Below are 26,335 nucleotides of genomic sequence, written 5' to 3'. Positions count from 1 at the left end.
GTGATCCCGTGGGGCGGCCGGCCCGGCGTGGCGATCCCTGCCGCCACCTGGCGCCTCGCTCCATGTGGCGGCCCGCGTTCCCGTGCGGTGGGCATGGCCCGATGTGGCTGGTCCGGCTCACCGGGCGAGGCCCGTCCTCAGGTGGCGGGCCTTGGCCCAGGTGGCGAGGGGTGACCCCGCGGGGCGGCCGGCCCGGCGTGGTGATCCCCGATCTCACAGCGCGGCGCGCGGGGTCTCACCCGGCGAGGTGGTGGGCCAGCGCCAGATGCGGGTCCTTCTCGCCCGGTACGGGTGCCGGGTCCGCGTGCACCAGGGCGGCCGACAGCCTCGGCAGGGCGTGCAGCAGGGCGTGTTCGGACTCGACGGCGATGGCGTGGGCCTGTCGTAGCGACGCGTCGCCGTCCACGACCACCGCCAGTTCGGCGCGCAGCCGGTGCCCGATCCAGCGCAGCCGCAGCTCGCCCACGCCTCGCACGCCCGGCACCGCCCGTACCGCCCGCTCGGCCCGGTCCACGAGCGCCGGGTCCACGGCGTCCAGCATCCGCCGCAGCACCTCGCGCGCCGCGTCCCGCAGCACCAGCGCGATCGCGGCCGTGATCGCCAACCCCACGACCGGGTCGGCCCATGGGAGGCCGAGGGCGGAGCCGGCCGCGCCCAGCAGCACGGCCAGCGAGGTGTAGCCGTCGGTACGCGCGTGCAGCCCGTCGGCGACGAGCGCGGCCGAGCCGATCCGGCGGCCCACCCGGATCCGGTACCGGGCCACCCACTCGTTGCCCGCGAAGCCGACCAGCGCGGCCAGCGCCACCACCGGCACGTCCGTGACCGGGCGGGGATCGAGCAGCCGCCCCACCGCCATCCACCCGGCGAAGGCCGCCGAGGCCGCGATGGTCAGCACGATCACCAGGCCCGCGAGGTCCTCGGCGCGGCCGTAGCCGTAGGTGAACCGCCGGTTCGCCGCCCTTCGCCCCAGCACGAAGGCGATGCCGAGCGGTACGGCGGTCAGCGCGTCGGCGGCGTTGTGCACCGTGTCCCCGAGCAGCGCGACCGAGCCGGAGACGGCGACCACGCCCGCCTGCGCCAGCGCGGTCGCGCCCAGCACGGCCAGCGACACCCACAGGGCGCGCATGCCCCGCGCCGAGGACTCCAGCGCCGTGTCGAGCTTGTCGGCGGTCTCATGGGAGTGCGGGGTGAGCAGATGGGCCAGCCGATGGCGCAGGGAGGAGGTGCCGTGCCGGTGCGGGCCGTGCTCGTGGTGGTCGCTCACGCGGGTTCCCTTCCGATGGGCGGCGGTGGACGCGGCGCGCCCACGGAGCCATTATGTGCGTATGAGCGCACGCATGCACCTATCACCTGCGCATCCCGCGCATCAGCACACCCCGGGCGAGGAGCAGTTCGCGCTCGCCGCGGAGCTCCTCGCCCTGCTCGGCGATCGCACCCGCCTTGCCCTGCTCTACGCCCTGACCTCGCAGGAGGCGGATGTCACCACGCTGACCGAGGCGTGCGGCGCCGCCCGGCCCGCCGTCAGCCAGCACCTGGCCCGGCTCCGGCTCGCGGGCCTCGTCGAGACCCGCAAGGAGGGCCGCCGGGTGATCTACTCGCTGCGCCACGGGCATCTGCGCCGGCTGGTGGACGAGGCGCTGAAGACCGCCGACCACCGCCTCGCCGAGACGGAGCACGGCCCCGTATGACGACGGTGCCCCGCCGGCCGAGGAGCGGCCGGCGGGGCACCGGGGGAGGAGTGGTGGCTCAGTGCGCGGGCGCGTCGGTGACGACCACCTCGTCGATGCTGCGCTCGATCGCCTCCGTCTTGGAGGCGGTGGCCTTCGCCCAGTAGTAGACGCCGAGCGAGAAGGCCGCGATGACCAGGATGTCCCAGTACAGCGGGATGTTGCCCTGGCTGCCGTCGCCGAAGCCGCCCTGCCAGGAGATCAGGCCGATGCCCAGCAGGTAGGCGGGCAGCCACTGCGCGGCCTTGAAGTCCATCCGGGGCGCGTCCGGCTTGCCCTTGAGGTTGGCCCACAGGGCGTAGGAACCCATCAGCACGTAGCCGAGCAGGATGGCGAAGGCCAGCCGCCACAGGGTGTTCCAGCCGCTCCAGTAGATGATCAGGTTGGCTACCACGAAGGACAGCGGCGAGATGATCTTGCCGGCGGGCAGCCGGTAGGGGCGCTCGAAGTGCGGCAGGCGGTCGCTGAAGGCGCCGTAGGCCAGCGGGGCGCCCGCGTACATCAGCACGCTCGCCGAAGTGATGAAGCCGACCAGCTGCTGCCAGCTCGGGAACGGCAGGAAGCAGAGGATGCCGGTGGCGAAGGTCACGATGAGACCGATCCACGGCACACCGCGCTTGTCGGTCCTGGTGAGCGCCTTCGGGGCGTAACCGTTCTTGGCCAGGCCGTAGGAGACGCGGGAGGTGGCGGTGGTGTAGATCAGGCCGGTGCCGCCGGGGGAGATGATCGCGTCGACGTAGAGCACCCAGCCCAGCCAGCCGAGGCCCACCAGGGTCGCGAGCCCCGCCCAGGGACCGCTGATGCCGGCGTACGCCAGCTTGGCCCAGCCGTGCGCGAAGGAGGCGTGCGGCAGCGCGGCGATGAAGACGATCTGGAGCAGGATGTAGATCCCGGCGCCGATGGCGACCGAGCCGAGGGTGGCCCGGGGCAGGTCGCGCTGCGGGTTGCGGCTCTCGCCGGCCAGCTGGATGGCCTGCTCGAAGCCGAGCAGCGCGAAGATGATGCCGCTGGAGCTGACGGCGCCCAGCACGCCCTTGGCGCCGAAGGGGGCGAAGCCCTCCGAGGTGAAGTTGCCGACGTGGAAGTTGCCCACGGCGATGATGAAGATGGCCGCGAGCGGGATGGCGATCTTCCACCAGGTGGCGGCGCTGTTGGTGTGCGCCAGGGCGCGTACGCCGAAGAAGTTGACGCCGACGAAGACGGCCATGAGGACGATTGCAGTAACGATTCCGCTGGTGGTCAGCGTCTGGTCGGCGTTCTGCAGGCCCTGGGCGAACTTCCAGTGACCGGCGTAGCCGATCATCGCCTCGACCTCGATCGGGGCCACGGTGGCGGCCTGGAGCCAGGAGAACCAGCCGAAGGACATGCCGGCCAGGCCGCCGAAGGCGTAGTGCGGGTAGCGCGCCGTACCGCCGGCCACCGGGAACATGCCGCCCAGCTCGGCGTGCACCAGCGCCAGCAGGACGATGGCCACCGTGCCGATCACCCACGAGATGATCGCCGCGGGGCCGGCCACGACGACGGCCTTCTCGGCGCCGTAGAGCCAACCGGAGCCGATGATGGAGCCCACGGAGGCCCACATCAGGCCGATGAGTCCGACGTCGCGGCGCAGACCCCCGGTGTCGCTCGTGGCTACCGGTGCAGCCTGGTCGACTTTCGTCATGTCAAGTGGCCTCTCAGATCGTAAACGCAGCTTTAACGAGGAAGAAGGCCACAGGCTAGGAACCGTTTCCGCGTCGGCAAAAGACTGCTTACCAAATCTTGACTCAGGATCTTGCCCTTCTTGAGGACAGGGTTTCCACAGCTCAGCCGCCACGTGCGAATGTCAATATTCAACCCTTGATTGTGATGAAGAAGTTCTGACACTAGGTCAAGCGGGGAATTTCGATCGCCGGACAACGATTCATGACCATGTCAAGTCCTGCCTCGCGAGTGCGATCGCAAGCGGCCTCGTCGACGACGCCGAGCTGGAACCAGACCGCCTTCGCGCCCTTCGCCACCGCCTCGTCGGCCACCGCGCCGGCCAACGAACTGTTGACGAAGACGTCCACCACGTCGACGTCGAAGGGGATCCCTGCGAGGGAGGTGTAGCCCCGCTCGCCGTGCACCGTCTCGGCCTTCGGGTGCACGGGGACGATCCGCTTGCCGAACCCCTGGAGCACCCGCGCCACGCGATACGCGGGCCGGGTGGAATTTCCGGACAGGCCGACCACCGCCCAGGTATCGCCCCGTTCGGTCAGAATCCTGCGAATCGCCGCCTCTTCGTCGTACACGTCCGCCTCCTATGGGGTGTGTGCTGCTTTCCGACGCCCTCAACAGGCCCCCGCACGTGCTGATTCCCGGTCTCCTGCCCCGCCACGGTGTCCGGAATCGGCGCGCGGTGCCTGCGCACGGGCGTCCGCGCGCTTACGCTCGGGCCCGTGCTGCGCATCCTCGACGCCCGAACCGGTGAGCCCGTCGCCGCCGCGCCCGCCCGGCGCGGCCTGACCCGTATCGAGGCCCGCGCGGGCGGCCTCGGCCTCACGCCCCTGCGGGTGCTCCTGACCGCCGACGTCCTCGCCCGCGCCCTGGAGCTGACCGGCGCCCAGTCCTGGACGACCGCGCCCCGCCAGCCGGCCGAACTGCGCACCGCCGCGAACGCCCTCGCCGTGCGCCCCTTCGAGGAGGCACACGGGCCGGGCGCGGGTACGGCACAGGTGGTGCGGGTGGTGGCGGGGGAGGACGGTGGGGCCGGGGGCGAGGGACCGGTGATCGCGGTGGCTCCGGTCGTGTGGACGGGGCCGGGGGCCGGGGAGCACACGCCGGCCGGGTCCTCTCTCCTCGCCGACCCCACCGCCCTCCGCCTCGCCCTCCTCTCCGTCCCCTACGGGCAGAGCGTGACGCTGGACGAGGCGACGATGGCCCGGGCCGCCGAGCGGCTCGCCGGGTGGCGGCGGGACGTGGCCCGGTGGGCGCGCCGGCCCTCGCGGCCCGTGCCGGAGGCGGTGCGGGCGCGGCTCGCCGAGGCGTGGGACGAGGATCTCGACATGCCGGGGGTGCTGCGGGTGATGGAAGCCGTCGCGGTCGATCCCGGCGTCGCCGACGGTGCCCGGTTCGAGACGTTCGCCTATGCCGACCGGCTGCTCGCCGTCGAACTCACCCGCGACCTCGGGGCCCTCGCGTGAGCAGGCGCGCGGGCACCGGTCCGCTGCGCCGCCTCGTGGTGCTCAGACACGCCAAGTCCGCCCGCCCCGAGGGCGTGCCCGACTCCCGCAGGCCCCTCGCGCCGCGCGGCCTGCGCGACGCCCCCGCCGCCGGCCGCGCCCTCGCCGAGGCCGACCTGCTGCCCGACCTCGCCCTGTGCTCCACCGCCGTACGCGCCCGGCAGACCTGGCAGCTCGCCTCCGCCGAATGGGGCACCCCGCCCCCGGTGCGCTACGAACCCCGGCTGTACGGGGCCGGCGTACCCGCCCTGCTGGACGTCGTACGGGAGACACCGCCCGAGGTGGAGACCCTCCTGCTGGTCGGGCACAACCCGGGCCTGGAGGACCTGCTCCTGACGCTGGCCGGGGACGGCCTGGACGACACCCTGGAGCGGCTGCGCACCAAGTTCCCCACCTCCGCCGTCGCCGTCCTCGCCTGGCGCGGCACCGGCTGGCCCGCCCTCGCCCCGGGCGTCGCCCTGCTGACGTCGTTCACCGTGCCCCGGGGCGGGGCCGGCACCTAGGGGAGGGCGGCCGCGCGTTTCCGCATAGGCTGGCGGGATGCAGGACGAGTACCGCACAGTGGCCCGCGCGGGTGTGCACGAGACCGAGATCAACCGTTCGCGCTTCCTGTGCGCCCTCGCCCCGGCCGCGACCGAGCAGGAGGCGCAGGACTTCATCGCGGCCGTCCGCAAGGAGCACGCCGACGCCACCCACAACTGCTGGGCCTACGTCATCGGCGCCGACGCCCGCGTGCAGAAGGCCAGCGACGACGGTGAACCGGGCGGCACGGCCGGCGTCCCCATGCTCCAGATGCTGCTGCGCCGCGACATGCGGTACGTCGTCGCCGTCGTCACCCGCTACTTCGGCGGCGTCAAGCTCGGCGCCGGCGGACTCATCCGCGCCTACGGCGGCGCCGTCGGCGAGGCCCTGGACACCCTCGGCACCCGCACCCGGCGCCGCTTCCGGCTGGCCACGGTCACCGTCGACCACCAGCGCGCGGGCAAGCTCCAGAACGACCTGCGCGCCACCGGCCGCGAGGTCCGCGACGTCGGCTACGGCGAGGCCGTCACCATCGAGATCGGCCTGCCGGACGCCGACGTGGACGCCTTCCGGGGATGGCTCGCGGACGCGACGGCGGGCACGGCGGCGTTCGAGCTGGGCGGCGAGGCGTACGGGGACGCCTGAGCGGACGCGCCGACGGAAGTGTGGAGAAGGGAAGCGCGACGAAGGGAAGCGTGAACAATGGAAGCGACAAAACGGGCATAACTCCCTTATGGTGCGTCGGGTATGACGGGTGATACGGCAGTGACCGACCGTGTTGTCGGACCCTGCCGTTAGTCTCGGGAGTCATGAGACTCCTGCACACGTCCGACTGGCATCTCGGCAGGGCCTTCCACCGGGTGAGCATGCTCGGGGCCCAGGCCGGGTTCATCGGTCACCTCGTCGCCACCGTGCGCGAGCGCGAGGTGGACGCGGTGGTCGTGTCGGGAGACGTGTACGACCGTGCGGTGCCCCCGCTGGCCGCCGTCGAGCTGTTCGACGAGGCCCTGCACCGCCTCGCCGAACTGGGCGTGCCCACGGTGATGATCTCGGGCAACCACGACTCGGCCCGCCGCCTCGGCGTCGGCGCCGGGCTCATCGACCGCGCCGGCATCCATCTGCGCACCGAGCCGGCCGCCGTCGCCACCCCGGTGGTGCTCGCCGACGCCCACGGGGACGTCGCCTTCTACGGGCTGCCGTACCTCGAACCCGCCCTGGTGAGGGACGAGTTCAAGGTGGACAAGGCCGGACACGAGACCGTCCTCGCCGCCGCCATGGACCGGGTGCGCGCCGACCTGGCCACCCGTCCGGAGGGCACCCGGTGCGTCGTCCTCGCCCATGCCTTCGTCACCGGCGGCCAGCCCAGCGACAGCGAGCGGGACATCACCGTCGGCGGGGTGGCCGCCGTACCGGCCGGAGTCTTCGACGGCGCCGACTACGTGGCCCTCGGGCATCTGCACGGCTGCCAGACCCTGACCGAGCGCGTGCGCTACTCCGGGTCCCCGCTCGCCTACTCCTTCTCCGAGGCCGACCACCGCAAGAGCATGTGGCTCATCGACCTCGCCGCCGACGGCGCCGTCACCGCCGAGCGCCTCGACTGCCCGGTGCCCCGGCCGCTGGCCCGCATCCGCGGCACCCTGGAGGAGCTGCTCGCCGACCCGGAGCTCGACCGCCATGCGGACGCCTGGGTCGAGGCCACCCTCACCGACGCCGTCCGCCCGGCCGAGCCGATGGCCCGGCTCACCGAGCGCTTCCCGCACACGCTGAGCCTGGTCTTCGCCCCCGAGCGCGCTCCGGACGACCCCCGGGTGTCCTACGCCCGACGCCTGGCGGGCCGCAGCGACCAGCAGATCGCCCAGGACTTCGTCGCCCACGTCCGGGGTGCCGGACCCGACGAGCGGGAGGCGGCCGTGCTGCGCGAGGCGTTCGACGCCGTCCGTGCCGACACCGTCGCGCGGGAGGTGGCCAAGTGAGGCTGCACCGGCTCGACATCACCGCCTTCGGACCCTTCGGCGCCACCCAGAGCGTCGACTTCGACGCCCTGTCCGCCGCCGGGCTCTTCCTGTTGCACGGCCCCACCGGCGCGGGCAAGACCTCCGTCCTGGACGCCGTCTGCTACGCGTTGTACGGCTCCGTGCCCGGCGCCCGCCAGAGCGGTGCGGGCCAGGGCATGAACCTGCGCAGCGACCACGCCGAGCCCCGCACCCGCACCGAGATCCGCCTCGAACTCACCGTGGCCGGACGCCGGTTGGAGGTCACCCGGCAGCCGCCCTGGGAGCGGCCCAAGCTGCGCGGCAAGGGCACCACCGTCGACAAGGCCCAGACCTGGCTGCGCGAGTACGAGGCGACGGCGGGCGCCTGGAAGGACCTCAGCCGCTCCCACCAGGAGATCGGCGCCGAGTTCGAGCAACTGCTCGGCATGAGCCGCGAGCAGTTCTGCCAGGTCGTGCTGCTGCCCCAGGGCGACTTCGCCCGCTTCCTGCGCGCCGACGCCGAGGCCCGCGGCCGGCTGCTGGGCCGCCTCTTCGACACCCAGCGCTTCGCCGATGTGGAGAAGCGCCTCGCCGAGCGCCGCCGGGCCGCCGAGACCCGGGTGCGCGAGGGCGACGCGGCCCTGCTCGCCGACGCCCACCGCATGCAGCAGGAGGCCGGCGGCGCCATGGAGCTGCCCGAGCTGGCGCCGGGCGACCCGGGCCTGGCGGAGACCGTGCTCGGCGCCGCCGCCGTCGCCCGCAGCACCGCCCGCGAACGCCTCGCCGTCGCCCACAGCCGTCTCGCCGCCGCCGAGTCCGACCACACCGGCGCCCGCCGCGCCCTCGACGGTGTACGCGAACTCGCCCGCCTGCAAGGCCGGTTCGCCGAGGCGCGCCGCCGCGCCGAACGCCTCCAGGACCGGGCCGACGAGCACCGCGCCGACCGGGACCGCATGGAGCGCTCCCGCAAGGCGGAGGCGGTCGCGCCCGCGCTGGCGTTGCGGGAGGAGGCCGAGCGGGAGCACCGCGGGGCCGACGCCGCCGAAGCCCTCGCCCGCGGCCCGCTGCCCGCACCCCTGGCCGACGCCGACGCGAGCGGGCTCGCCGCCGCCGCGCGCCGCGCCGCCGAGGAACTGGGCGGGCTGGACGCCGCCCGGCGCGCCGAGCACCGCCTGGCCGAACTGACCTCGGAACGGGCCGGGCTGGACCGGCAGGAGCGCGCCGACGAGGACGTGCTGCGCGAGGCCGACGCCTGGCTGGAGGGCTGGGACGAGACCTGTACGGCCCTCCAGGCGCGGATCGACGCCGCCCAGGAGGCCGCCACCCGCGCCGAACAACTCGCCGTCCAGCGCGAGCCGATGCGAAGGCGCCTGGCGGCGGCCCGTACCCGCGACGCCCTCAGCGCCGACCTGGAGGCGGCCGGACAGCAGGCCCGGGACGCCGAGCAGCGCGCCCTCGACGCCCGCGCCCACTGGCTCGACCTCAAGGAGCAGCGGCTCGACGGCATCGCCGCCGAACTCGCCGCCCACCTCACCGCCGGCGAACCCTGCGCGGTCTGCGGTGCCACCGAACACCCCGCGCCCGCCCGCAAGATCGCCGGCCACGTGGACCGCGCCGCCGAGGAGCGGGCCCACACCGCCTCCCAGGAGGCCGACCGGCGACGCACCGAGGCCGAGCGGCACCTCGGCGCCGTGCGCGCGGACCTCGCCGCCGCCACCGCCGAGGCCGGTGACGTCCCCACCGGCCGACTGGTCGCCGAAGCCGACGCGTTGGAGCGGGAATACGCCCACTCCCGCCGCGCCGCCTCCGCCCTGCACGCCGCCCACGAGGAGCTGCGGGGCGCCGAGCAGGAACGCGAGCGGCGCCTCGCCGACCGGCAGCAGGCCGCCGTACGGGCCGCCTCCCGGCTCACCCGGCGCGAGGCCCTGGAGCGCGAACAGACCCAGCTGGCAGCGGAGCTGACCAAGGCGCGCGGCACCGCCGACAGCGTGGCCGCGCGCGCCGCCCAGCTGGAGCGGCGGGCCGCGCTGCTCGCCGAGGCCGCCGAAGCCGTACGCGCCGCCGAGGACACCGCCCAGCGCCTCAAGGCCGCCGACGCCCGCTTCGCCGACGCCGCCTACCGGGCCGGCTTCGCCACCCCGCAGGAGGCGGCCGCCGCCCTGCTCACCGACGCGGCCCACCGCGAGCTGCAACACCGCCTGGACGCCCGGCAGTCGGAGGAGGCCGCCGTACGGGCCGTACTGGCCGAGGCCGACACGGCCGCCGCCGCCCAGCTCCCGCCCGCCGACCCGGCCGCCGCCGAACGGGCCGCGGCCGAGGCCGAGCACCGGCTGCGCGAGGCCGCCTCCGCCCGCGACGCCGCCGCCCGCTGCTGCGCCGAACTGGACCGCCTCTCCGCCCGCGCCACCGAGGCGGCACGCGGGCTCGCCCCGCTGCGCGCGGAGTACGACCGCATCGCCCGGCTCGCCGCCCTCACCGCGGGCACCTCCGCCGACAACGAGCGCAAGATGCGCCTGGAGTCGTACGTGCTCGCCGCCCGCCTGGAACAGGTCGCCGCCGCCGCGACCGCCCGCCTACAGCGCATGTCCTCCGGCCGCTACACCCTCGTGCACTCCGACGGCCGCAGCGGACGCGGCCGCAGCGGGCTCGGGCTGCACGTCGTGGACGCCTGGACCGGCCGCGAGCGGGACACCGCCACCCTCTCGGGCGGCGAGACCTTCTTCGCCTCCCTCGCGCTCGCCCTCGGCCTCGCCGACGTCGTCACCGACGAGGCGGGCGGGGTGCGCCTGGACACCCTCTTCATCGACGAGGGCTTCGGCAGCCTGGACGACCAGACCCTGGACGAGGTCCTCGACGTCCTCGACGGCCTGCGCGAACGCGACCGCAGCGTCGGCATCGTCAGCCACGTCGCCGACCTGCGCCGCCGCGTCCACGCCCAACTGGAGGTCGTCAAGGACCGATCCGGCTCCACCCTGCGGCAACGGGGCACCGGCTGACCTCGGCCGACGCCGGTGCCGGGCGGGTTCTGCCGCCGTTTCGGGGACGTGTAGGTTCTTCGCCCATGGCTCGGTTTGAAGATCGCGGAGTGCTGGAGTGGGTGGAGTCGGGCGGCGGCCCCCTGATCGCCGTTCCGGAGGTGGTCCTGCCGTTCTGGGCGGGCGCCGACAGCGAGGAACTCGACACGGACTACGACCGGGCCTGTGAGGTCCCCGGATACGCCGGGCTGCTCCCGGTCGGCGACAGCGCGGCCCTCGTCCTCGGCGACGAGCCGGCCGCCACCTCCTATCTGCCCGAGCACGGCACCTTCGTACGGTGGTCCGCCGCGGACTCCGAGCGCGAGCTGCTGGCCGGTGTCCCCGCCGCGCTGGAGAGCGCCGTGTGGGAGCAGGAGCTGCGCTGGGAGGTGCCGGGGCCCGTGGTGCTGTTCGACTCGGCCTGGCCGGGCGGCGAGGCGGACCGGCAGGAGCACCTGCGCGTCCCGCTCGCCGCGGGGACGTACAGCGTGCACGCCGCCTATGCCCAGCCCGGCCCGGAGACCTGGGTGGGGCTGGTGCGGCTCAGCAGGCTCGCCTAGACAGGGCCGCTCGGGCGTTTCAGGGCCGTACGCCGTCGAAGGCGATCTCCAGGTGCCGGGGGCCGCGCAGCACCGCGTTCTCCCGGTACGGCGGCGGGTCCTGCACCAGGCGCGGGTTCTCCAGCCGCCGGGCCAGCTCGGTCAGCGCGATCTGCGTCTCCAGGCGGGCCAGCGGCGCGCCGAAGCAGATGTGGATGCCGCTGCCGAAGCCGAGGTGCTGGATGTCCTCGCGGTCCGGGTCGAACCGCTCGGGGTCCGTGAACCGCTCCGGGTCCCGGTTGCCCGCGGCCAGCACCAGCCAGATCCGCGAGCCCTTGGGGATCGTCACCCCGCGCACCTCGATGTCGGTGATGCAGGTGCGCTGCGGCACCAGCTGCACCGGCGGTTCGTAGCGCAGCAGTTCCTCCACGAGCCGGGGCGCGAGGCGCGGTTCGTGGCGCAGCCGCTCCAGCACGTCCGGGTGGCGCAGCAGCGTGAGCATGCCGTTGGTGATCAGGTTGACGGTCGTCTCGTGGCCCGCGATGAGCAGCAGGACGGACGTGCTGAGCACCTCCACCATCGTCATGGCGCCGTCCGGGCCCACGCTGTGCACCAGGTCGGACAGCAGGTCGTCGCGCGGCTCCTTGGCGCGCTCCTCGACCAGCCCGGCCAGGTACATGCCGAGCTGCATCCGGGCCTCGCGCGCCGCCGTGACGAAGGCATCGTCCGCGTCCCGCCGGGTGCCCGGGTCGAGGCTCGCGACCAGCGGGTCGACCCAGGCGCGAAAGCGCGGCTCGTCCTCCCGGGGCACCCCGAGGAGCCGGCAGATCACCGTCACCGGGAAGGGATACGCGAACTGGTCGACCAGGTCGATCCGCCGCGCGTCCCCGATGCCGTCGATCAGCCCGGTGACGATCTCCCGCAGCTCGCCCTGCATGCCGTCGATCCGGCGCGGCCGGTGCGGGGGGCCGAAGGCGCTGTTGGCGATGCGCCGCAGCCGGTCGTGCTCGGGCGGGTCGAGGCGCAGGAACGACGGCGGAAGCCCGCCCGTCTCCTCCGGCTGGAGCAGCGCGTCCTGCCCGCCGGCCGCCAGATTGGCCGCGTCGGAGCTGATCCGCGGGTCGTGCAGCAGCGCCTCGATGTCCCAGTAGGAGCTGATGACGTAGGGGCCGCCCTCCTCCTCGTGCAGCACCGGCGTCTTGCGGAGCTCCTGGTACACCGGGTACGGGTCGGCGCGGTTGGCGAAGTCGGTGATCCGGCGCACGAGCGGGTCTTGCGTCATGACGGGTCCTTGGGGCGTGTCCGGGGGCGGGGCAGCCGGTTCCGGGTGGCTCAGTGGCGGGCGGGGTGGAAGACGAGCCGGGTGTCGGACGGCGAGTAGCCGCTGAGGGTCACCATCGGGCCGTGGGTCGGCAGGGACGGGTCGGGGAAGTCGGCCGGCACCGGGCTCCGGTGCTCGGGACGCCGGTCCAGCGTCGGGTACGTCACCGGGAACGCCGCGCCCCGCTCGATCGCCCGCTGGTAGAACTCCAGCCACCGCGTGCTGTCGAAGCTCACCGCGGCCACCACCCGGCCCTTGTGGCCGTAGACCCCGACGAACCGGCGCTCGGCCGTCGAGCCCTGTGTGATCATCAGCTCCTCGCCCATCGGGGGCACCCCGACGGACTTGATGTTCACCCCGAACTGCGAGGACCAGAACGCCGGCATCCACAGGTGCGGGCGCCGGTCGGCACCGCCGCAGATCATGTTGTGCGCGGCCGTCTCCGCCTGCGCCACCGCGTTGCCCCAGTGTTCGAGGGACAGGAACTGGTACTCGAACAGGGCGTGCGGGGAGCGCGCCACATCGCCCGCCACGAACACGTCGTCGGTGACGATGCCCCGGAAGTCGAAGGCCCGGCAGCCCGCGTCACAGGCGATGCCCCGGGGCCCCGCGCCGAGCCCCGAACCGGCCAGCCACTCGGTGTTGCGCAGCGAACCCAGCGAGACCACGACCACGTCCGCCTCGACCACGCTCTCGTCGGACAGATGGACCGCCCGCACCCGCCCGGCCGGATCGCCCTCCAGCGCGGTCACCGTCACCCGGGTGCGCAGATCGACACCGTGCTCGCGCATCAGATCCGCGGCGACCGCGCCGATCACCCCGCCGAGCGCGCCCACCAGCGGCGCGCCCGCCCGCTCCGCCACCGTGACCTCGATGCCCTGCTCCCGGCACGCGGAGGCGACCTCGCAGCCCGCGAACCCGGCACCGATCACGAACACCCGGCGCGGCCCGGAACGCAGCCGCTGGTACAGCCCGGCCGCGTCGTCCCGGGTGCGCAGCAGGAAAACGCCGTCCAGCCGTGCCTCCGACTCCTTCGGCCAGGGCCGGGCGCGCACCCCGGTGGCGATGAGCAGCCGGTCGTACGCCACCTCGTCCCCGTCGGCCAGCCGTACCCGCCTGGCCGTCAGATCCAGCCCGGTGGCCGCCACCCCGAGCCGCCATTTCGCGTCGATCTCCCGGCGCCGGGGCAGCTCGGTGCGGTGCGGGCTCGCCCGGCCCAGCAGGACCGCCTTGGACAGCGGCGGTCGGTCGTACGGCTCGTGCGGCTCGTCGCCGATCAGGGTCAGCTCCCCGGTGAAGCCCTCGGCGCGCAGCGTCTCGGCCGCCCGCAGCCCGGCCAGCGAGGCGCCCACGATCGCGATCCGGCCCTCGCGCCGCAGCCGGTCCGTGCGGTCAGCGGCCATCGGGGGCCTCCGGGCCCCGAAGGGCCCCGTCCGGGTCCACCCCGTCGGCCGTGATCGCCTGCACCGGGCAGGCGGCGACGGCCCGCGCCAGCCGCTCGCGCTGCTCGTGGTCGGGCTGCGGGTCGTAGAGCAGCGACTCGTCGCCGTGCATGGCGAAGACGTCCGGCGCGAGGAACGCGCACTGCGCGTACCCCTGACACTTGTTGAGATCGACGACGAGCCTCATCGACGCCCTTCCGGTGGCCAGGTCCGCAGCCCGCCACGCGGCTGGCGCGGCGGGCCCGGACGGCGGTCGTCCCCCGCTCGCCAGCATGGGAGCCGAACCGGGGGACCCGCGCGCCGGGCACGCCGATCGAGTGAGGCCCGGGGCCCGGTGGTTCAGAGCCGGGACAGCTCGTCCACCAGGTCGTCCAGACCCAGGGAGCCCTGGGAGAGGGCCGCCATGTGCCAGGACTTCAGGTCGAACGACGCGCCGTGCCGCTCCCGCGCCCGCTCCCGGCCCAGCAGCCAGGCCCGCTCGCCCAGCTTGTAGCCGATGGCCTGGCCCGGGATGGTCAGGTAGCGGGTCAGCTCGCTCTCCACGAAGTCCGCGGGACGGCTGCTGTGCGCGCCGAAGAACTCCTGCGCCAGCTCCGGCGTCCAGCGCTCACCGGGGTGGAACGGCGAGTCCGCCGGGATCTCCAGCTCCAGGTGCATGCCGATGTCCACGATCACCCGGGCCGCGCGCATCATCTGCGCGTCCAGGTAGCCGAGGCGCTCCTCCGGGTCGGCGAGGTAGCCCAGCTCGTCCATCAGCCGCTCCGCGTACAGCGCCCAGCCCTCGGCGTTGGCACTGACGATGCCGACCGTCGCCTGGTAACGGGAGAGGTTCTCGGCCACGTGGGCCCACTGCGCGAGCTGGAGGTGGTGGCCGGGCACGCCCTCGTGGTACCAGGTGGAGACCAGGTCGTAGACCGGGAAGCGGTCCAGGCCCATGGTGGGCAGCCAGGTGCGGCCGGGCCGGGAGAAGTCCTCCGAGGGGTTCGTGTAGTAGGGGGCCGCTGCGCCGCCGGGCGGGGCGATGCACGACTCCACCCGCCGTACCCGCTCGGCGAGTTCGAAGTGCGTGCCGTCCAGGTCCGAGATCGCCCGGTCCATCAGGCCCTGCAACCAGTCGCGGACCTCGTCCACGCCGATGTGCCGGCCGTGCTCGTCCAGGTGCGCCAGCGCCACCCAGGGGGTCTCGGCACCGGGCAGGACCTTCTCGGCCTCGCGCCTCATCTCGCCCAGGATGCGGTGGAACTCCGACCAGCCGTACGCGTACGCCTCGTCCAGGTCCAGGTCGGTGCCGTTGAAGTAACGCGCCCAGCGCGCGTACCGCTCCCGGCCCACGACGTTCGGGGCGCCCTCGACGGCCGGCGCGTACACCGCCCGCAGCCAGTCGCGCAGTTCGGTCAGGGCGGCGGTGGCGGAGCGGGCCGCCTCGTCCAGCTCGGTGCGCAGCGCGTCGGGTCCGGCGGCGGCGAACTCCTCGTACCAGCCGCGGCCCTCGCCGTCCGCGTCGATCCACTCGGTGAGCTGCCCGATGAAGGTCTCGGTCGGCCGGGGCGCGGCGAACAGCTTGCGGTCCAGGCCCAGTTGGAGCGACTCGCGGTAACCGGCGAGCGCGCCCGGCACCGCGCGCAGCCGCTCCGCGATCGCCGCCCAGTCCTCCTCGGTCTCGGCCGGCATCACCGTGAAGACGTCCCGCACCGAGTGGCCGGGCGTGTGCATGTTCCCGACGGCGCGCAGGTGTTCGTCGGCCTCGTGCACGGCCAGTTCGGCGGTCAGCCGCTCCCGCAGCAGCCGCGCGCAGCGCCGCTCCGCGTCGCTGTCCGCGCCGGGCCGGCGCTCCGCCTCGTCCAGCTTCGCGAGGGTGGTCCGGGACAGCTCCGCGAGCGCCTCCTGGCCCGCGGGCGAGTAGTCGGGCAGCGTGCGCGAACTCTCCTGGACGCCGAGGTAGGTGCCCGTCACGGGGTCGAGGGCGATGAGATCGTCGACGTACGCGTCGGCGACCTGGCGGGGCAGCGGGGTGTTGATCTCAGACATGCCGCCCATCCTCGTACGAGAGGGATCGCCGCGTCATCCGTGCGAGCGGGGATTCAGCTGTCGGCGTGTCCGGGCGGCAGCAGCGGCCCGCACTCCCACTGCTGGAAGATCAACCGGGTCTCCACGCGGGCGACTTCGCGATGCGCCGTGAACTCGTCCAGGACCAGCCGCTGAAGATCGGCCATGTCCGCGACGGCCACATGCACCAGGTAGTCGTCCGGGCCGGTCAGATGGAACACCGAGCGGGCCTCCGGCAGCGCCCGCACCCGCTCCACGAACGGCCCCACCAGCTCCCGGCGGTGCGGCCTGACCTGCACCGACAGCAGCGCCTGCAACCCGCGCCCGAGCTTGGCCGGATCCAGCCGCAGCCGATGGCCGAGGATCACGCCGCAGCGGCGCAGCCGGGTCACCCGGTCCAGACAGGTCGACGGGGCCACGCCGACCTGGGCGGCGAGGTCGCGGTAGGTGATCCGGGCGTCGTTCTGCAGCAGCCGCAGCAGCTGGAGATCCACCGGATCAAGTACGACGGATTCGGCCATTGGCCGAACATAACACGGGGTCCGGCCCTCGGATCCCGGTCGTTGTTCACCCTTCCCGTCATGGACACAGCGACCACGGGTGCCTACGACGACGTACGCCCCGCACCGAGAGCCCTCGACACCGAGGCCGTGCACGCCGGCCGCGACGATCTCGCCCGCCAGGGACTGCACGCCGCGCCGATCGACCTGTCCACCACATACCCCTCCTACGACAGCCGCGGCGAGGCCGCGCGCATCGACGCCTTCGCCGCCGACGGGGCCGACCCGGTGGGGCCGCCGGTCTACGGCCGGCTCGGCAACCCGACCGTCGCCCGCTTCGAGACCGCGCTGGCCCGGCTGGAGGGCACGGAGTCAGCGGTCGCGTTCGCCAGCGGGATGGCGGCCCTCAGCGCGGTGCTGCTCGCGCGGTCCGCGATGGGCCTGCGCCATGTCGTCGCGGTACGGCCGCTGTACGGATGCAGCGACCACCTGCTGACCGCCGGGCTGCTCGGCACGGAGGTGACCTGGACCGACCCGGCCGGCGTCACCGACGCGCTGCGCCCGGACACCGGCCTGGTGATGGTCGAGTCCCCGGCCAACCCGACCCTCGCCGAGCTGGATCTCCGGGCCATCGCGCACGCGTGCGGTTCGGTGCCGCTGCTGGCCGACAACACCTTCGCCACGCCGGTGCTCCAGCGGCCGGCCGAGCAGGGGGCGCGACTGGTGCTGCACAGCGCCACGAAGTATCTCGGCGGGCACGGGGACGTGCTGGCCGGGGTCGTGGCCTGCGACGAGGAGATGGCCGGCCGGCTCCGCCAGATCCGCTTCGCCACGGGCGGCGTCCTGCACCCGCTGGCCGGCTACCTCCTCCTGCGCGGCCTCTCCACCCTGCCGGTCCGCGTCCGGGCGGCCTCCGCGAGCGCCGCGGAACTGGCCCACCGCCTCGCCGCCGACCCGCGTGTGTCCCGCGTCCACTACCCGCGCATCGGCGGCGCGATGATCGCCTTCGAGGTCCCGGGCGATCCGCACGAGCTGATCTCCCGGGTCCGTCTGGTCACCCCCGCGGTGAGCCTGGGCAGCGTCGACACCCTGATCCAGCACCCCGCCTCCATCAGCCACCGCATCGTGGACGCGGACGACCGCCGGGGGGCGGGGGTCAGCGACAAGCTGCTGCGGTTGTCGGTGGGGCTGGAGGACGTGGACGACCTCTGGGCCGACTTGGACCAGGCCCTGGGGGAGCCGGCCCGGGTGCCGGCGGGGGTGGCGGAGGCGGTGGGCTGACGGGGCCCCGCTTCCACCGGTGGGACGCCGCCGTCGCAAGCCGCGTCCCACCGGCACCCCCGGTGGACCGTCAGTCCCGCTGAGCCGCGTCGTAGCGCGCGAGGGAGGACGCCTCCGAGGCCAGCCGCGCCGTGATCACCAGCGTGCCCTCCTCCACCTGGTAGTCCAGCGGCAGCCCGAGGCCCCGCATCGCCGCGACCATCCCCGTGTTGGAGGCCTGCGTGACGGCGTACACGCTGTCGCAGTGGGCCTCCCGGGCCAGCCCCACCAGCCGCCGCAGCAGCTCCGCGCCGACGCCCCGCCGCTGCCAGTCGTCCTCGACCAGCAGCGCGACCTCCGTCTCGTCGCCGTCCCACAGCAGATGCCCGAGGCCGACGATCCGCCCGGAGGGCGTCTGCGCGGCGAGCGTCCGCCCGAAGCGGGGGCTGAGGAGGTGGTTGAGATAGCGGTCGGCGTCGCCGACGGGTCCGTGGTAGCGCAGCGACAGCGTGCGGGCCGAGCACCGCTCGTGCATCGCCTTCGCCGCCGCCAGGTCACCGGTGTCGACCCGCCGGACGGCGATGTCGTCGCCCTCGGGCAGCGTCAGCACGTCCTGCCCGTCCGGGATGCGCGGCCCGAGCCGCGCGTCCAGTTCCACCAGCGCGCGGGCCCGCGCGAACTCGGTGGGCGTGAACGGCAGATACGGCCGCTCCACACTGAGCACGCCGCCCTCCGGCGCCCGCAACCGCATGACCGTGTCCTCCAACACCCCTTCCGCCGGCACCGATTCCCGCTCGCGGCCCCGGCCGGGCAGCGAGCGGATCGTGCACCGGCCGAGCAACTGCCGCAGTGCCAGCGGGAGTTCCGCCGCGTCCAACGCCGTACGGGTGGCCAGGCCCAGCACCCGGGTCGGCGCGTCGACCAGGTCGTGGGCGTCGGCCCGTTCGATGTACGTGGACGCGCCCCCCGCCGCCGCCACCGCCCGCGTCAGCTCCGCCGCGCCCAGCGCCCCGGGCGCCCGCAGCAGGAACTCGTCCACGGTGCCGTCGGCCAGCGGGTGCGTCTGGAGGCTGAGGATGTCCACCCGGTGCTCGGCCAGCGCCGTGCACAGCGCGGCCAGCGAACCGGGCTCGTCCTTGACCGTCGTCCGCATCCGCCACAGCGTGCTGGTCCCGGCCATCCCGGCGGCGCCGTCGTGCTGTCCGGCGGGCCCGGCCGACCGCGTCTCGGCGGCCTGCCGGGCACCGGTATCACCGGCCGCGGCCGACGGCGGTGCGTGGCCGTGGCGCCGTGCCCACCAGGTGTGGAAGCCCGCCGTCGCGGCGAGCGCGAGCGCGGAGATCACCAGCAGGGCGGGCCCGTCGGGGCCGTGCCCGATCAGGTTCGCCACCCCGTCGGCCACGGCGACGGCCGTGAAGAGAGCGGCGAGTTCCACCAGGTCCCGCCGCCAGTGGTGCACGGGGCGACCGTGCCGGGCGCGGGTCACATCAGACATATCCGGAGTCATGCATCCACTGTGAAGGAAGCGTGTTGCCTGATCACGAACTGTTTGTGACCGACAGGTAAAGCATGCTCCGTCCCATTTGTTCTGACTTGTATGATCAGTCGCCGTCGGCATCTCGTCCGGGAAGCCCGACAAAGGGGAGAATCCTCGCACTCGTGCCCGAGTCGGGGTTGCCGCGCGCCGGGGGATGACGCCGGCGCGCGACGTGGCTCGAAAGCGTACGGGAACCGATCGGGCGACCGTCGATTACCGGCCGACCCGGCCGGGTCCGGGGTGCGGTCTCCCGCTCGGGGGGTCACCCGGGGCAGGGGCTGGAGCCGCCTCGGTGCCTGGTGGACCCCGGTGCCGGTCTCCCTACCCCCTACTGCCGTCCAGGATGACCCGCGCCACCAGCGCCGGGTCGTCGCTCATCGGGCAGTGGCCGCAGCCGGGGAGGCGGATCAGGTGGGCGTGGGGGATGGTCTGCTTGGCGCGGATGCCCTGGCGGCGCAGGAGGAGGCGGTCCCTGGTGCCCCAGGCGACCGTGACCGGCAGGTCGGGGAGGGGGTCGGTGAAGCGGACGGCGTTGCCCGTGCGGAGGGTCGCCTCGAAGCCGGTGGCCTCCACCAGTGCCCGGGTCTCGGCCACCACGGCCTCGGGGTTCCGGCGGGCGGGGCGGGCGTAGATCGTGCTCGTCAGCGCGGCGCGCCCCGCGGCGCTGCGGCTGAGCCGTCGTACCAGGGGCACCGGCAGCCGCTGGGCGATCCCCCGCATCGCGAGCAGCGTCGCGAAGGCGTACCGTCGCTCGGCCTCGGTCCAGAAACCGGCGGGGGAGAGGGCCGTGACGGATCGTACGAGCTTCGCGCGGCCCAGCTCCAGTGCGAGCAGCCCGCCCAGCGAGTTGCCGGCGACGTGCGGGCGGTCCAGCTCCAGCGTCTCGAACAGGGCACCCAGCACGGCGTTGGTCGTGGGCAGGTCGTAGGCGAGGGCGGGCGGCAGCGCCGGAGACGCGCCGAAGCCGGGCAGGTCGACCGCGATCACCTCGCGCTCGGTGGCGAGGATGTCCACCACCGGGTCCCAGGCCTGCCGGTGGTGCCCGATGCCGTGCAGCAGGACCAGCGGTTCGCCGCGCCCCACGCGCGCGTAGGACAGAGTGACGTCCTCGGCGCCGCGCGGGGTGGGGACGGTGAAGGAGGCGGTGGCGGACATGAGTGCTCCTCGGCTCGGCTGCTGACAGACGCCGTAGACAGCTTGTCAGCAATTACTACCCACGGGTAGCCCGAGGTGCGGACCAGGACCGCACTCCCCGGGACCTCAACGCGCCCGCCGTACCTCGATGTTGAAGTCCCCGTGTCCGAACACCCGCGACATCTGCAACCACAGGGGCAGATACATCTCCATCGCCCGCGCCGCCCCGATGCCCCCCAGATCCAGCACCCGCTCCGCCGGCCACCCGAACTCGCCCAGCAGCCCCGTCACCCGTTCCTTGGCCGCCGCGTCCTCCCCGCACACGAACAGGTGGTGCTCGCCCGGCACCCGCCCGGGATCGACCATCACCTTGAAGTTGACGGTGTTCAGCGTCTTGACCACCCGCGTGCCGGGAAACGCCCGCTGGATCTGCTCGCCCACGCTGTCCGACTCCACCGGGTCGAGCCGCGGCAGCCCGTCCACGAAGGCCAGCGGGTTGCAGACGTCCACCAGGATCTTGCCGTCCAGGTGCGCCGCGCCCGCCGCCCGCAGCGCGTCCAGCGCCACCCGCCCGCTCACCGCGTTGACCACCGCCTCCCCGGCCTCGGCCGCCTCCGCGAACGTCCCCGCGTGCGCGCGCCCCGCCGCCGCCGTCGCCCACTCCCGCGCCACCGGGTTGTCCGCGGTGCGCGACCCCAGCGTCACCTCGTGCCCCAGCTCCACCAGCCGCCCGGCCAGCGTCCGCCCGACCTCGCCCGTGCCCAGCACCCCGTACCGCATCGCACACCTCCGGCTCCTGGCCGCCGGCCCCCGGCGGTCCGCGCGGTCATTGTGGTCCGGCACGATCACGCGCCGCCAGATTCCGGGTGGACAACGCCGGGGCGTGTCGGATGGGATGAGGGCATGACCGCCGACCCCGCGACCGACGTCTTCGAGGAGCACCGGACCCTGCTCACGGGCGTCGCCTACCGCATGCTCGGCCGCGTCGCCGACGCCGAGGACGTGGTCCAGGACGCCTGGCTGCGCTGGTCCCGCGCCGACCGCGCCGAGGTCCGGGAACCGCGCGCCTACCTGGTGCGGATCACCACCCGGCTGGCCATCGACCGGCTGCGCCAGGTGCAGTCGCGCGCCGAGTCGTACGTCGGACCGTGGCTGCCGGAGCCGTACCTCACCGAGTACGGCGAGGCCGCCCCCGACGCCGCGGACCGGGCCGTCCTCGCCGACACCGTCTCCCTGGCCGTCCTGGTCGTCCTGGAGTCGCTGTCCCCGCTGGAACGCGCTGTGTTCGTGCTGCGCGAGGCCTTCGGCTTCCCGTTCGCCGAGATCGCCGCCCTGCTCGACCGCGGCGAACCGGCGGTACGGCAACTCGCCGGGCGCGCCCGCCGGCACGTGGAGGAGCGGCGGCCCCGGTACGACGTCGACCCCGACCAGCGCCGCGAGTTGACGGAGCGTTTCCTCGTCGCCGCGTCCGGGGGCGACCTGGACGGGCTCATGTCGGTGCTCGCCCCGGACGTCCGCCTGGTCTCGGACGGCGGCGGCAAGGTCAAGGCGGCCCTGCGGATCATGCACAGCGCCGACAAGGTGGCCCGCTTCATGGCCGCCGTCGCCCCCACCGCGGGACCCGACCTCTCCGTCCGGCTGCTGGAGGTCAACGGCGGCCCCGCCCTCCTCGTCCTGTCCTGCGACAAGCCCGACAGCCTCTTCCAGCTGGACGTCACCGCAGGCCGCGTGACGTCCGTTTACATCCAGCGCAACCCCGACAAGCTGCGCCACCTGGCCGACCGCTGAACCGCACCCGCAGGCGAGCCCCCGTCCCGCGACGGGGGCTTCGCCGTGATGCCACCCGGATCACCGCGTACGAACGTCTCGTGAACGCTGCGCGGCGGCCCTCCTCCGCGTCCGCCCGGGGATCGAGGATTGGTCTTGACCAAGGGTGCCGGCCGCCCTATGGTCGCAGAGAAGTGCAACAACCTTTAATAAACAAGGGCGCTAAATACCGCCGGACCACGGCTCTTGCGGAGGACAGGGTGGGGACCACGCAGCTGGATTCGGTGCAGGAACCGAAGTACTGGCATCTGAAGACCGTGCTCAGCGAGGCACTGGACTCCGAGTTCTCCGTCGGCGAGATCCTGCCCAACGAGCGCGACCTGGCCGCCCGCTTCGGCGTGGCCCGCGCGACGCTCCGTCAGGCCCTCGAACAGCTGGAGCTGGAAGGCCGGTTGCAGCGCCGCCGGGGCGTCGGCACGACCGTCGCGCCGCCGCGCGTGGGCGTGGCCGTCGGCGGCGGACAGCACGCCTGGCCCGGCGCCGCCGGGGACGCCTGGCAGGCCGTCGACTGCGTCCAGGAGACGCCGCCCGCCGCCGTCGCCACCGCCCTGGAGACCGGCGCGGACGAGCCCGTGCACACCGTGCGCCGCTCCCGGATGTCGGGCGGCCAGCGGGTCGCCACCGAACTCCTCCACATCCCTGCCGCCTCGGTGCCGGGCCTCACCGCGATCGACGCGCCCTCCGGCACGGCCCGCGCGCGTGCGGTGCTGCGGGAGCTGCACCGCCTGGACCTGGAGGGCCAGGAGCGAGCCGTCGAGCTGGGCTCGGCCCGCGCGGACGACGCCCGGGAACTGGACCGCCTGCCCGGCTCGCCCGTCCTCGTCGTCACCACCCGCTTCACCGCCCAGGGCCGCACCGCCGCCCTCTCCGTGGCGACCTACCGTGCCGACACCTGCCGGCTGACCTTCGGCGAGGCGCCGGGGGTGGAGATCCACCACGACCCCGCCCGGCAGGCCTCCTGACCGACCCCGCGCCCCGGACTCCACCGGGGCGCATGTCGGTCGGAACCAGGAGCACACCCGAAGGAGTGGGGCACGGCACCATGCCGTCGGCCGTATGACGGCTCCTATCATTCCGGCAACCACGCACCGCGAGGAGGCCGTCCCGTCATGAGCCGCATCCAGCCCTCAGCAGAGGTACCGGCGCACGAGGAACTGCGGGTCCCCGTGCACGGCGGTGAACTGGCCGTGCTGCGCTGGCCCGCCGCCGACCCCGGAGCCCCCGTGGTGCTGGCCCTGCACGGCATCACCGCCAACGGCCTGTCCTGGGCCCGGGTCGCCCACCACCTCGCCGGCCGCGTCACCCTGCTGGCCCCCGATCTGCGCGGCCGGGGCCGCAGCGGGGGGTTGCCCGGCCCGTACGGCCTCGCGGCGCACGCGGACGACATGGCCGCCGTGGTCAAGGAACTGGCGCCCGGACCGGTGGTGCTGACCGGCCACTCCATGGGCGCCTTCACCGCCGCCCTGACCGCCGTGCGCCACCCCGAGCTGCCCTCCGCCCTGCTGCTGGTCGACGGCGGTGTGTCCTTCCCCGTGCCGACCGGCCTGGAGCCCGACGAGCTGATCGCCGCCGTGCTCGGCCCGGCCATGAGCCGGCTGTCGATGACCTTCGAGGACCGCGACGCCTATCGGGCCTTCTGGCAGAAGCACCCCGGCTTCGCCGTCGCCTGGTCGCCCTGGGTGGACGCCTACATCCAGCGCGATCTCGTGGGCGAGGAACCCGGGTTGCGCTCCTCCTGCGCGATCGAGGCGGTCCGCGTCGACGGCATCGACCAGCTCGGCGGGGAGGTGGCCCAGGCCGTCCACCGGCTGCCCCTGCCCGCCCTCCTGCTCTGGGCGGAGCGCGGCCTGATGAACGAGCCGCAGGGCCTGTACGACGACGACCGCCTCGCCGACGCGAGGCTCGACCCCGAGAAGGTCCGCACCCGGTACGTCCCCGGCACCAACCACTACACGCTCCTCGTCGGCGACGCCGGCGCCCGGATCGTGGCGGACCAGCTGCTGGCCGCGGCAGGCGTCGCGGCCCCGTAGCGGGGTCCGGCGAAGAGGGTCGTACCGCAATCAACCCCCTTCCATCTCACAGGAGTTGCCCATGCGCCTCCTTGCCCTGCGCCGCTTCCTGCGGCGGACCGCTCTGGCCGCCGCGCTCGGGCTCCTGGCCACCGGGGCGACCCTGGCCGGCCCGCTCACCCCGCCCGCCGAGGCCGCCGGCACCCTCCAGCAGATCACCGACTTCGGCTCCAACCCGGGCGCTCTGGCGATGTACACGTACACGCCGGCGAACCTCCCCGCCGACGCGCCCCTGGTCGTCGCCCTGCACGGCTGCGGCCAGACGGCCGGCGACTACCACGCCCACTCCGGCTGGCAGAAGTTCGCCGACACGTGGGGCTTCGCCGTGGTCTACCCGCAGACCAGCACCGCCAACAACGCGCTGTCCTGCTTCAGCTGGTTCGACGCGACCAAGGACACACGCGGCCGAGGGGAGGCGGCCTCGGTCGTGCAGATGGTCGACACCGCGGTGGCGCGGTACGGCTCCGACCGCGGCCGGATCTACGTCACCGGGCTGTCCGGGGGCGGCGGCCTGACCGCCGACCTGCTCGCCGACTACCCGGACGTGTTCGCCGGGGGCGCCGTCGACTCCGGACCGCCCGCCCAGTGCGCCACCACGGCGAGCGCCTCCCTCGGCTGCCAGTACGGCCCCGTGCCCCTGACCCCGAGGCAGTGGGGCGACAAGGTCCGCGGTTCCTACCCCGGTTACTCCGGTCCGTGGCCGCGGGTCGCGATCTGGCAGGGGACCCTGGACACCGTCGTCAACCCCGTCAACGCCCTGGAACTGCGCGACCAGTGGACCGACGTCCGGGGCATCGGCCAGTCGGCCTCCGAGACCCGGGTGCTGACCGGCGGCACCGTCGAGAGCCTGTACGACGACGCCACGGGCACACCCGCCGTCGCCCTGTTCACCGTCCCCGGCATGGGCCACGGCCTCGCCGTGCGCCCCGGCACCGGCGCGGACCAGTGCGGCGGCGTCGGTCTCTACTTCCTCGACACCATCTGCTCCAGCTACCACACCGCGACGTTCTGGGGACTGGACACCCCCTGACCCTCGGTACCGTCAGCGGCGCGCCGTCACCGTGCCCTCCACCGCGAACAACTGCTCCTCCACGTGGTCCAGGGCCAGCCGCAGCGCCCCCGTGGCCACGGCCGCCCCGCCCAGCGCGGACAGCGCCACCCGGGGCGGCCGCAGGCAGTAGCGGGCGAGTTCGCGGCGCAGCGGCTCCAGGACGCCGTCCAGCCCGGCCGCCCAGCCGCCGATCACGACCAGCTCCGGATCGAGCGCCAGCACCAGCGCGGCCACGTCGTGCACCAGCCGCCGGATGAACCGCTCCACGGCCGCCCGCGCCCGCGGATCGCCCTCCCGCGCCAGCGCGAACACCTGGGCCACCGCCTGCTCGTCCAGCGGATGCAACGGCTCGTCGGTGGTGGACAGCAGCGTCTCCGGGGTGACCTCCCGGCCCAGCAGGTGCAGCGCACCGATCTCCCCGGCCGCCCCGCCGAAGCCCCGGTGCAGCCGCCCGCCGATCAACGCGCCGGCTCCCGGACTCAGCCCGGCCAGTACGAACACCACGTCGTCGGTCTCGTCCGCCGCGCCCTTCCAGTGCTCGGCGACCGCCGCCGCGTTGGCGTCGTTCTCCACCAGCACCGGGCACTTGAAGGAACGGCTCAGCCGTTCCCCGAGGTCGAGCCCCGTCCACTGGGGCAGCGCCGTGCTCAGCCGCACCGTGCCGTCGGCCGCCACGATGCCCGGCGTGCCCACACCCACCGCGCGCAGCGAGTCACGCGGGACCCCGCAGCGCCGCAGCAGTTCGGCGACCGTGCCCCGCAGCCGGTCCAGGCGCTCGTCCGCGGACGCCGTCTCGGCGACCTCCTTGGCCTGCCGGCCCAGCACCCGCCCGTCCAGGTCGGACAGCAGTGCCGCGACCCGGTGCGGGCCCACCTCCAGGCCCAGCAGATGGCCCGCCTCGGCCCGGAACCGGAACCGGCGGGCCGGGCGCCCCTGCCGGCGCGCGATCCCCTCGTCGGCGGCCCGCTCCACCACGAGCCCCGCCTCGATCAGTCCCTCGACCACGCCCTCGACCGTCGGCCGGGACAAACCGGTGACCCGGGCGATCTCGGTGAGCGTCGCGCAGTCCGTGGCCCGCAGCGCGTGCAGCACCACCGCGGAGTTGATCCTTCGCAGCAGCGAGGGATCGCCGCCGGTCAGCTGCCCCACCGTCCGTCCTCCCAGCTCGCG

Annotated in this window: 23 protein-coding genes and 1 pseudogene; 12 read left to right on the top strand and 12 right to left on the bottom strand. The window is 74.2% G+C overall.

Translation table 11 applies throughout. The annotated features are described in order from the left end of the window. Positions 1-235 precede the first annotated feature (235 nt). Complete coding sequence (locus ACWDD7_RS23395) at positions 236-1,264, bottom strand: cation diffusion facilitator family transporter (RefSeq protein WP_450458773.1); 1,029 nt, start codon at positions 1,262-1,264, stop codon at positions 236-238. A 73-nt stretch (positions 1,265-1,337) separates the two neighbouring features. Between ACWDD7_RS23395 and ACWDD7_RS23390 the strand changes: the two genes are divergently transcribed. Then, positions 1,338-1,688 carry an ArsR/SmtB family transcription factor gene (locus ACWDD7_RS23390; RefSeq protein WP_450458772.1) on the top strand — a complete coding sequence of 117 codons (351 nt, stop codon included), beginning with the start codon at positions 1,338-1,340 and terminating at the stop codon, positions 1,686-1,688. 58 nt (positions 1,689-1,746) lie between these two features. Here the strand turns inward: ACWDD7_RS23390 and ACWDD7_RS23385 are convergent, their stop codons facing one another. Together ACWDD7_RS23385 and ACWDD7_RS23380 are read right to left on the bottom strand one after the other, a co-directional pair. Beyond that, entirely contained in the window at positions 1,747-3,390 is a 1,644-nt protein-coding gene (locus ACWDD7_RS23385) for an APC family permease (RefSeq protein WP_450458771.1), read from the bottom strand. Between the two features lie 202 nt (positions 3,391-3,592). Next, positions 3,593-4,000, bottom strand: a complete 408-nt coding sequence (locus tag ACWDD7_RS23380; protein WP_392214359.1) for a CoA-binding protein — start codon at positions 3,998-4,000, stop codon at positions 3,593-3,595. 147 nt (positions 4,001-4,147) lie between these two features. Between ACWDD7_RS23380 and ACWDD7_RS23375 the strand changes: the two genes are divergently transcribed. The 6 genes from ACWDD7_RS23375 (at position 4,148) to ACWDD7_RS23350 (ending at position 10,999) form a co-directional block, all read left to right on the top strand. Then, positions 4,148-4,891 (top strand): hypothetical protein, encoded by a 744-nt coding sequence (locus ACWDD7_RS23375; protein WP_450458770.1) that lies wholly within the window; start codon positions 4,148-4,150, stop codon positions 4,889-4,891. Beyond that, a complete protein-coding gene (locus tag ACWDD7_RS23370) occupies positions 4,888-5,433 on the top strand; it encodes a SixA phosphatase family protein (protein ID WP_450458768.1) in 546 nt (181 codons plus the stop codon). Before ACWDD7_RS23375 ends, ACWDD7_RS23370 begins: the two co-directional genes overlap by 4 nt. 37 nt (positions 5,434-5,470) lie before the next feature. Further along, complete coding sequence (locus tag ACWDD7_RS23365; RefSeq protein WP_450458767.1) at positions 5,471-6,097, top strand: YigZ family protein; 627 nt, start codon at positions 5,471-5,473, stop codon at positions 6,095-6,097. Positions 6,098-6,261: 164 nt separating this feature from the next. Further along, complete coding sequence (locus ACWDD7_RS23360) at positions 6,262-7,425, top strand: exonuclease SbcCD subunit D (RefSeq protein ID WP_450458766.1); 1,164 nt, start codon at positions 6,262-6,264, stop codon at positions 7,423-7,425. Further along, entirely contained in the window at positions 7,422-10,421 is a 3,000-nt protein-coding gene (locus ACWDD7_RS23355) for an AAA family ATPase (protein ID WP_450458765.1), read from the top strand. The genes ACWDD7_RS23360 and ACWDD7_RS23355 overlap by 4 nt, the downstream gene beginning before the upstream one ends. 65 nt (positions 10,422-10,486) lie before the next feature. After that, the gene (locus ACWDD7_RS23350; RefSeq protein WP_450458764.1) at positions 10,487-10,999 is read left to right on the top strand and encodes an immunity 21 family protein; all 513 of its coding nucleotides are present in this window, start codon (positions 10,487-10,489) and stop codon (positions 10,997-10,999) included. A gap of 19 nt (positions 11,000-11,018) precedes the next feature. Here ACWDD7_RS23350 and ACWDD7_RS23345 read toward each other — a convergent pair whose 3' ends face one another. The 5 genes from ACWDD7_RS23345 to ACWDD7_RS23325 all read right to left on the bottom strand — a co-directional run bounded on the left by ACWDD7_RS23345 (position 11,019) and on the right by ACWDD7_RS23325 (position 16,308). Continuing rightward, positions 11,019-12,260: a cytochrome P450 gene (locus tag ACWDD7_RS23345; RefSeq protein WP_450458763.1), complete on the bottom strand. Its 1,242-nt coding sequence runs from the start codon at positions 12,258-12,260 to the stop codon at positions 11,019-11,021. Between the two features lie 50 nt (positions 12,261-12,310). Beyond that, entirely contained in the window at positions 12,311-13,702 is a 1,392-nt protein-coding gene (locus ACWDD7_RS23340; RefSeq protein ID WP_450458762.1) for an NAD(P)/FAD-dependent oxidoreductase, read from the bottom strand. Then, positions 13,692-13,928: a ferredoxin gene (locus ACWDD7_RS23335; RefSeq protein ID WP_351873996.1), complete on the bottom strand. Its 237-nt coding sequence runs from the start codon at positions 13,926-13,928 to the stop codon at positions 13,692-13,694. Before ACWDD7_RS23335 ends, ACWDD7_RS23340 begins: the two co-directional genes overlap by 11 nt. A gap of 152 nt (positions 13,929-14,080) precedes the next feature. After that, positions 14,081-15,769, bottom strand: a complete 1,689-nt coding sequence (locus tag ACWDD7_RS23330; RefSeq protein ID WP_450458761.1) for a DUF885 domain-containing protein — start codon at positions 15,767-15,769, stop codon at positions 14,081-14,083. A 53-nt stretch (positions 15,770-15,822) separates the two neighbouring features. Next, entirely contained in the window at positions 15,823-16,308 is a 486-nt protein-coding gene (locus ACWDD7_RS23325; RefSeq protein WP_351873992.1) for an Lrp/AsnC family transcriptional regulator, read from the bottom strand. 60 nt (positions 16,309-16,368) lie between these two features. Here ACWDD7_RS23325 and ACWDD7_RS23320 point away from each other — a divergent pair, with 60 nt between their 5' ends. After that, positions 16,369-17,568 carry a trans-sulfuration enzyme family protein gene (locus ACWDD7_RS23320; RefSeq protein ID WP_450458759.1) on the top strand — a complete coding sequence of 400 codons (1,200 nt, stop codon included), beginning with the start codon at positions 16,369-16,371 and terminating at the stop codon, positions 17,566-17,568. Between the two features lie 70 nt (positions 17,569-17,638). Here ACWDD7_RS23320 and ACWDD7_RS23315 read toward each other — a convergent pair whose 3' ends face one another. From ACWDD7_RS23315 to ACWDD7_RS23305, 3 genes are all read right to left on the bottom strand, one after another. Then, positions 17,639-19,042, bottom strand: a complete 1,404-nt coding sequence (locus tag ACWDD7_RS23315) for a GNAT family N-acetyltransferase (protein ID WP_450458758.1) — start codon at positions 19,040-19,042, stop codon at positions 17,639-17,641. A gap of 363 nt (positions 19,043-19,405) precedes the next feature. Further along, positions 19,406-20,239 carry an alpha/beta fold hydrolase gene (locus tag ACWDD7_RS23310; protein ID WP_450458757.1) on the bottom strand — a complete coding sequence of 278 codons (834 nt, stop codon included), beginning with the start codon at positions 20,237-20,239 and terminating at the stop codon, positions 19,406-19,408. 105 nt (positions 20,240-20,344) lie between these two features. After that, on the bottom strand, positions 20,345-20,998 hold the full coding sequence (locus tag ACWDD7_RS23305; protein ID WP_351874027.1) for an NADPH-dependent F420 reductase: 654 nt from the start codon (positions 20,996-20,998) through the stop codon (positions 20,345-20,347). A 123-nt stretch (positions 20,999-21,121) separates the two neighbouring features. Here ACWDD7_RS23305 and ACWDD7_RS23300 point away from each other — a divergent pair, with 123 nt between their 5' ends. The 4 genes and pseudogenes from ACWDD7_RS23300 to ACWDD7_RS23285 form a co-directional block, all read left to right on the top strand. Then, on the top strand, positions 21,122-22,006 hold the full coding sequence (locus ACWDD7_RS23300; protein ID WP_450458756.1) for an RNA polymerase sigma-70 factor: 885 nt from the start codon (positions 21,122-21,124) through the stop codon (positions 22,004-22,006). Between the two features lie 239 nt (positions 22,007-22,245). Then, on the top strand, positions 22,246-23,007 hold the full coding sequence (locus tag ACWDD7_RS23295) for a GntR family transcriptional regulator (protein ID WP_450458755.1): 762 nt from the start codon (positions 22,246-22,248) through the stop codon (positions 23,005-23,007). A gap of 147 nt (positions 23,008-23,154) precedes the next feature. After that, positions 23,155-24,075 carry an alpha/beta fold hydrolase gene (locus tag ACWDD7_RS23290; protein ID WP_351873975.1) on the top strand — a complete coding sequence of 307 codons (921 nt, stop codon included), beginning with the start codon at positions 23,155-23,157 and terminating at the stop codon, positions 24,073-24,075. A 61-nt stretch (positions 24,076-24,136) separates the two neighbouring features. Beyond that, positions 24,137-25,135: pseudogene (locus ACWDD7_RS23285) on the top strand (extracellular catalytic domain type 1 short-chain-length polyhydroxyalkanoate depolymerase); the annotation flags it as partial. A 21-nt stretch (positions 25,136-25,156) separates the two neighbouring features. Here the strand turns inward: ACWDD7_RS23285 and ACWDD7_RS23280 are convergent. Further along, a complete protein-coding gene (locus tag ACWDD7_RS23280; protein WP_351873972.1) occupies positions 25,157-26,314 on the bottom strand; it encodes an ROK family transcriptional regulator in 1,158 nt (385 codons plus the stop codon). Between the last annotated feature and the right edge of the window lie 21 nt (positions 26,315-26,335).

Source organism: Streptomyces sp. NPDC001056, from assembly GCF_053598955.1.
This window is presented reverse-complemented; position numbering and strand designations above follow the sequence as displayed.

What these genes read in the sequence shown, in the direction of transcription:
- ACWDD7_RS23390 (WP_450458772.1), top strand. Translation starts at nt 1,338, where the DNA reads ATGCACCTATCACCTGCGCATCCCGCGCATCAGCACACCCCGGGCGAG.
- ACWDD7_RS23385 (WP_450458771.1), bottom strand. Translation starts at nt 3,390, where the DNA reads ATGACGAAAGTCGACCAGGCTGCACCGGTAGCCACGAGCGACACCGGG.
- ACWDD7_RS23365 (WP_450458767.1), top strand. Translation starts at nt 5,471, where the DNA reads ATGCAGGACGAGTACCGCACAGTGGCCCGCGCGGGTGTGCACGAGACC.
- ACWDD7_RS23360 (WP_450458766.1), top strand. Translation starts at nt 6,262, where the DNA reads ATGAGACTCCTGCACACGTCCGACTGGCATCTCGGCAGGGCCTTCCAC.
- ACWDD7_RS23350 (WP_450458764.1), top strand. Translation starts at nt 10,487, where the DNA reads ATGGCTCGGTTTGAAGATCGCGGAGTGCTGGAGTGGGTGGAGTCGGGC.
- ACWDD7_RS23345 (WP_450458763.1), bottom strand. Translation starts at nt 12,260, where the DNA reads ATGACGCAAGACCCGCTCGTGCGCCGGATCACCGACTTCGCCAACCGC.
- ACWDD7_RS23340 (WP_450458762.1), bottom strand. Translation starts at nt 13,702, where the DNA reads ATGGCCGCTGACCGCACGGACCGGCTGCGGCGCGAGGGCCGGATCGCG.
- ACWDD7_RS23335 (WP_351873996.1), bottom strand. Translation starts at nt 13,928, where the DNA reads ATGAGGCTCGTCGTCGATCTCAACAAGTGTCAGGGGTACGCGCAGTGC.
- ACWDD7_RS23330 (WP_450458761.1), bottom strand. Translation starts at nt 15,769, where the DNA reads ATGTCTGAGATCAACACCCCGCTGCCCCGCCAGGTCGCCGACGCGTAC.
- ACWDD7_RS23325 (WP_351873992.1), bottom strand. Translation starts at nt 16,308, where the DNA reads ATGGCCGAATCCGTCGTACTTGATCCGGTGGATCTCCAGCTGCTGCGG.
- ACWDD7_RS23320 (WP_450458759.1), top strand. Translation starts at nt 16,369, where the DNA reads ATGGACACAGCGACCACGGGTGCCTACGACGACGTACGCCCCGCACCG.
- ACWDD7_RS23315 (WP_450458758.1), bottom strand. Translation starts at nt 19,042, where the DNA reads ATGTCTGATGTGACCCGCGCCCGGCACGGTCGCCCCGTGCACCACTGG.
- ACWDD7_RS23310 (WP_450458757.1), bottom strand. Translation starts at nt 20,239, where the DNA reads ATGTCCGCCACCGCCTCCTTCACCGTCCCCACCCCGCGCGGCGCCGAG.
- ACWDD7_RS23305 (WP_351874027.1), bottom strand. Translation starts at nt 20,998, where the DNA reads ATGCGGTACGGGGTGCTGGGCACGGGCGAGGTCGGGCGGACGCTGGCC.
- ACWDD7_RS23300 (WP_450458756.1), top strand. Translation starts at nt 21,122, where the DNA reads ATGACCGCCGACCCCGCGACCGACGTCTTCGAGGAGCACCGGACCCTG.
- ACWDD7_RS23290 (WP_351873975.1), top strand. Translation starts at nt 23,155, where the DNA reads ATGAGCCGCATCCAGCCCTCAGCAGAGGTACCGGCGCACGAGGAACTG.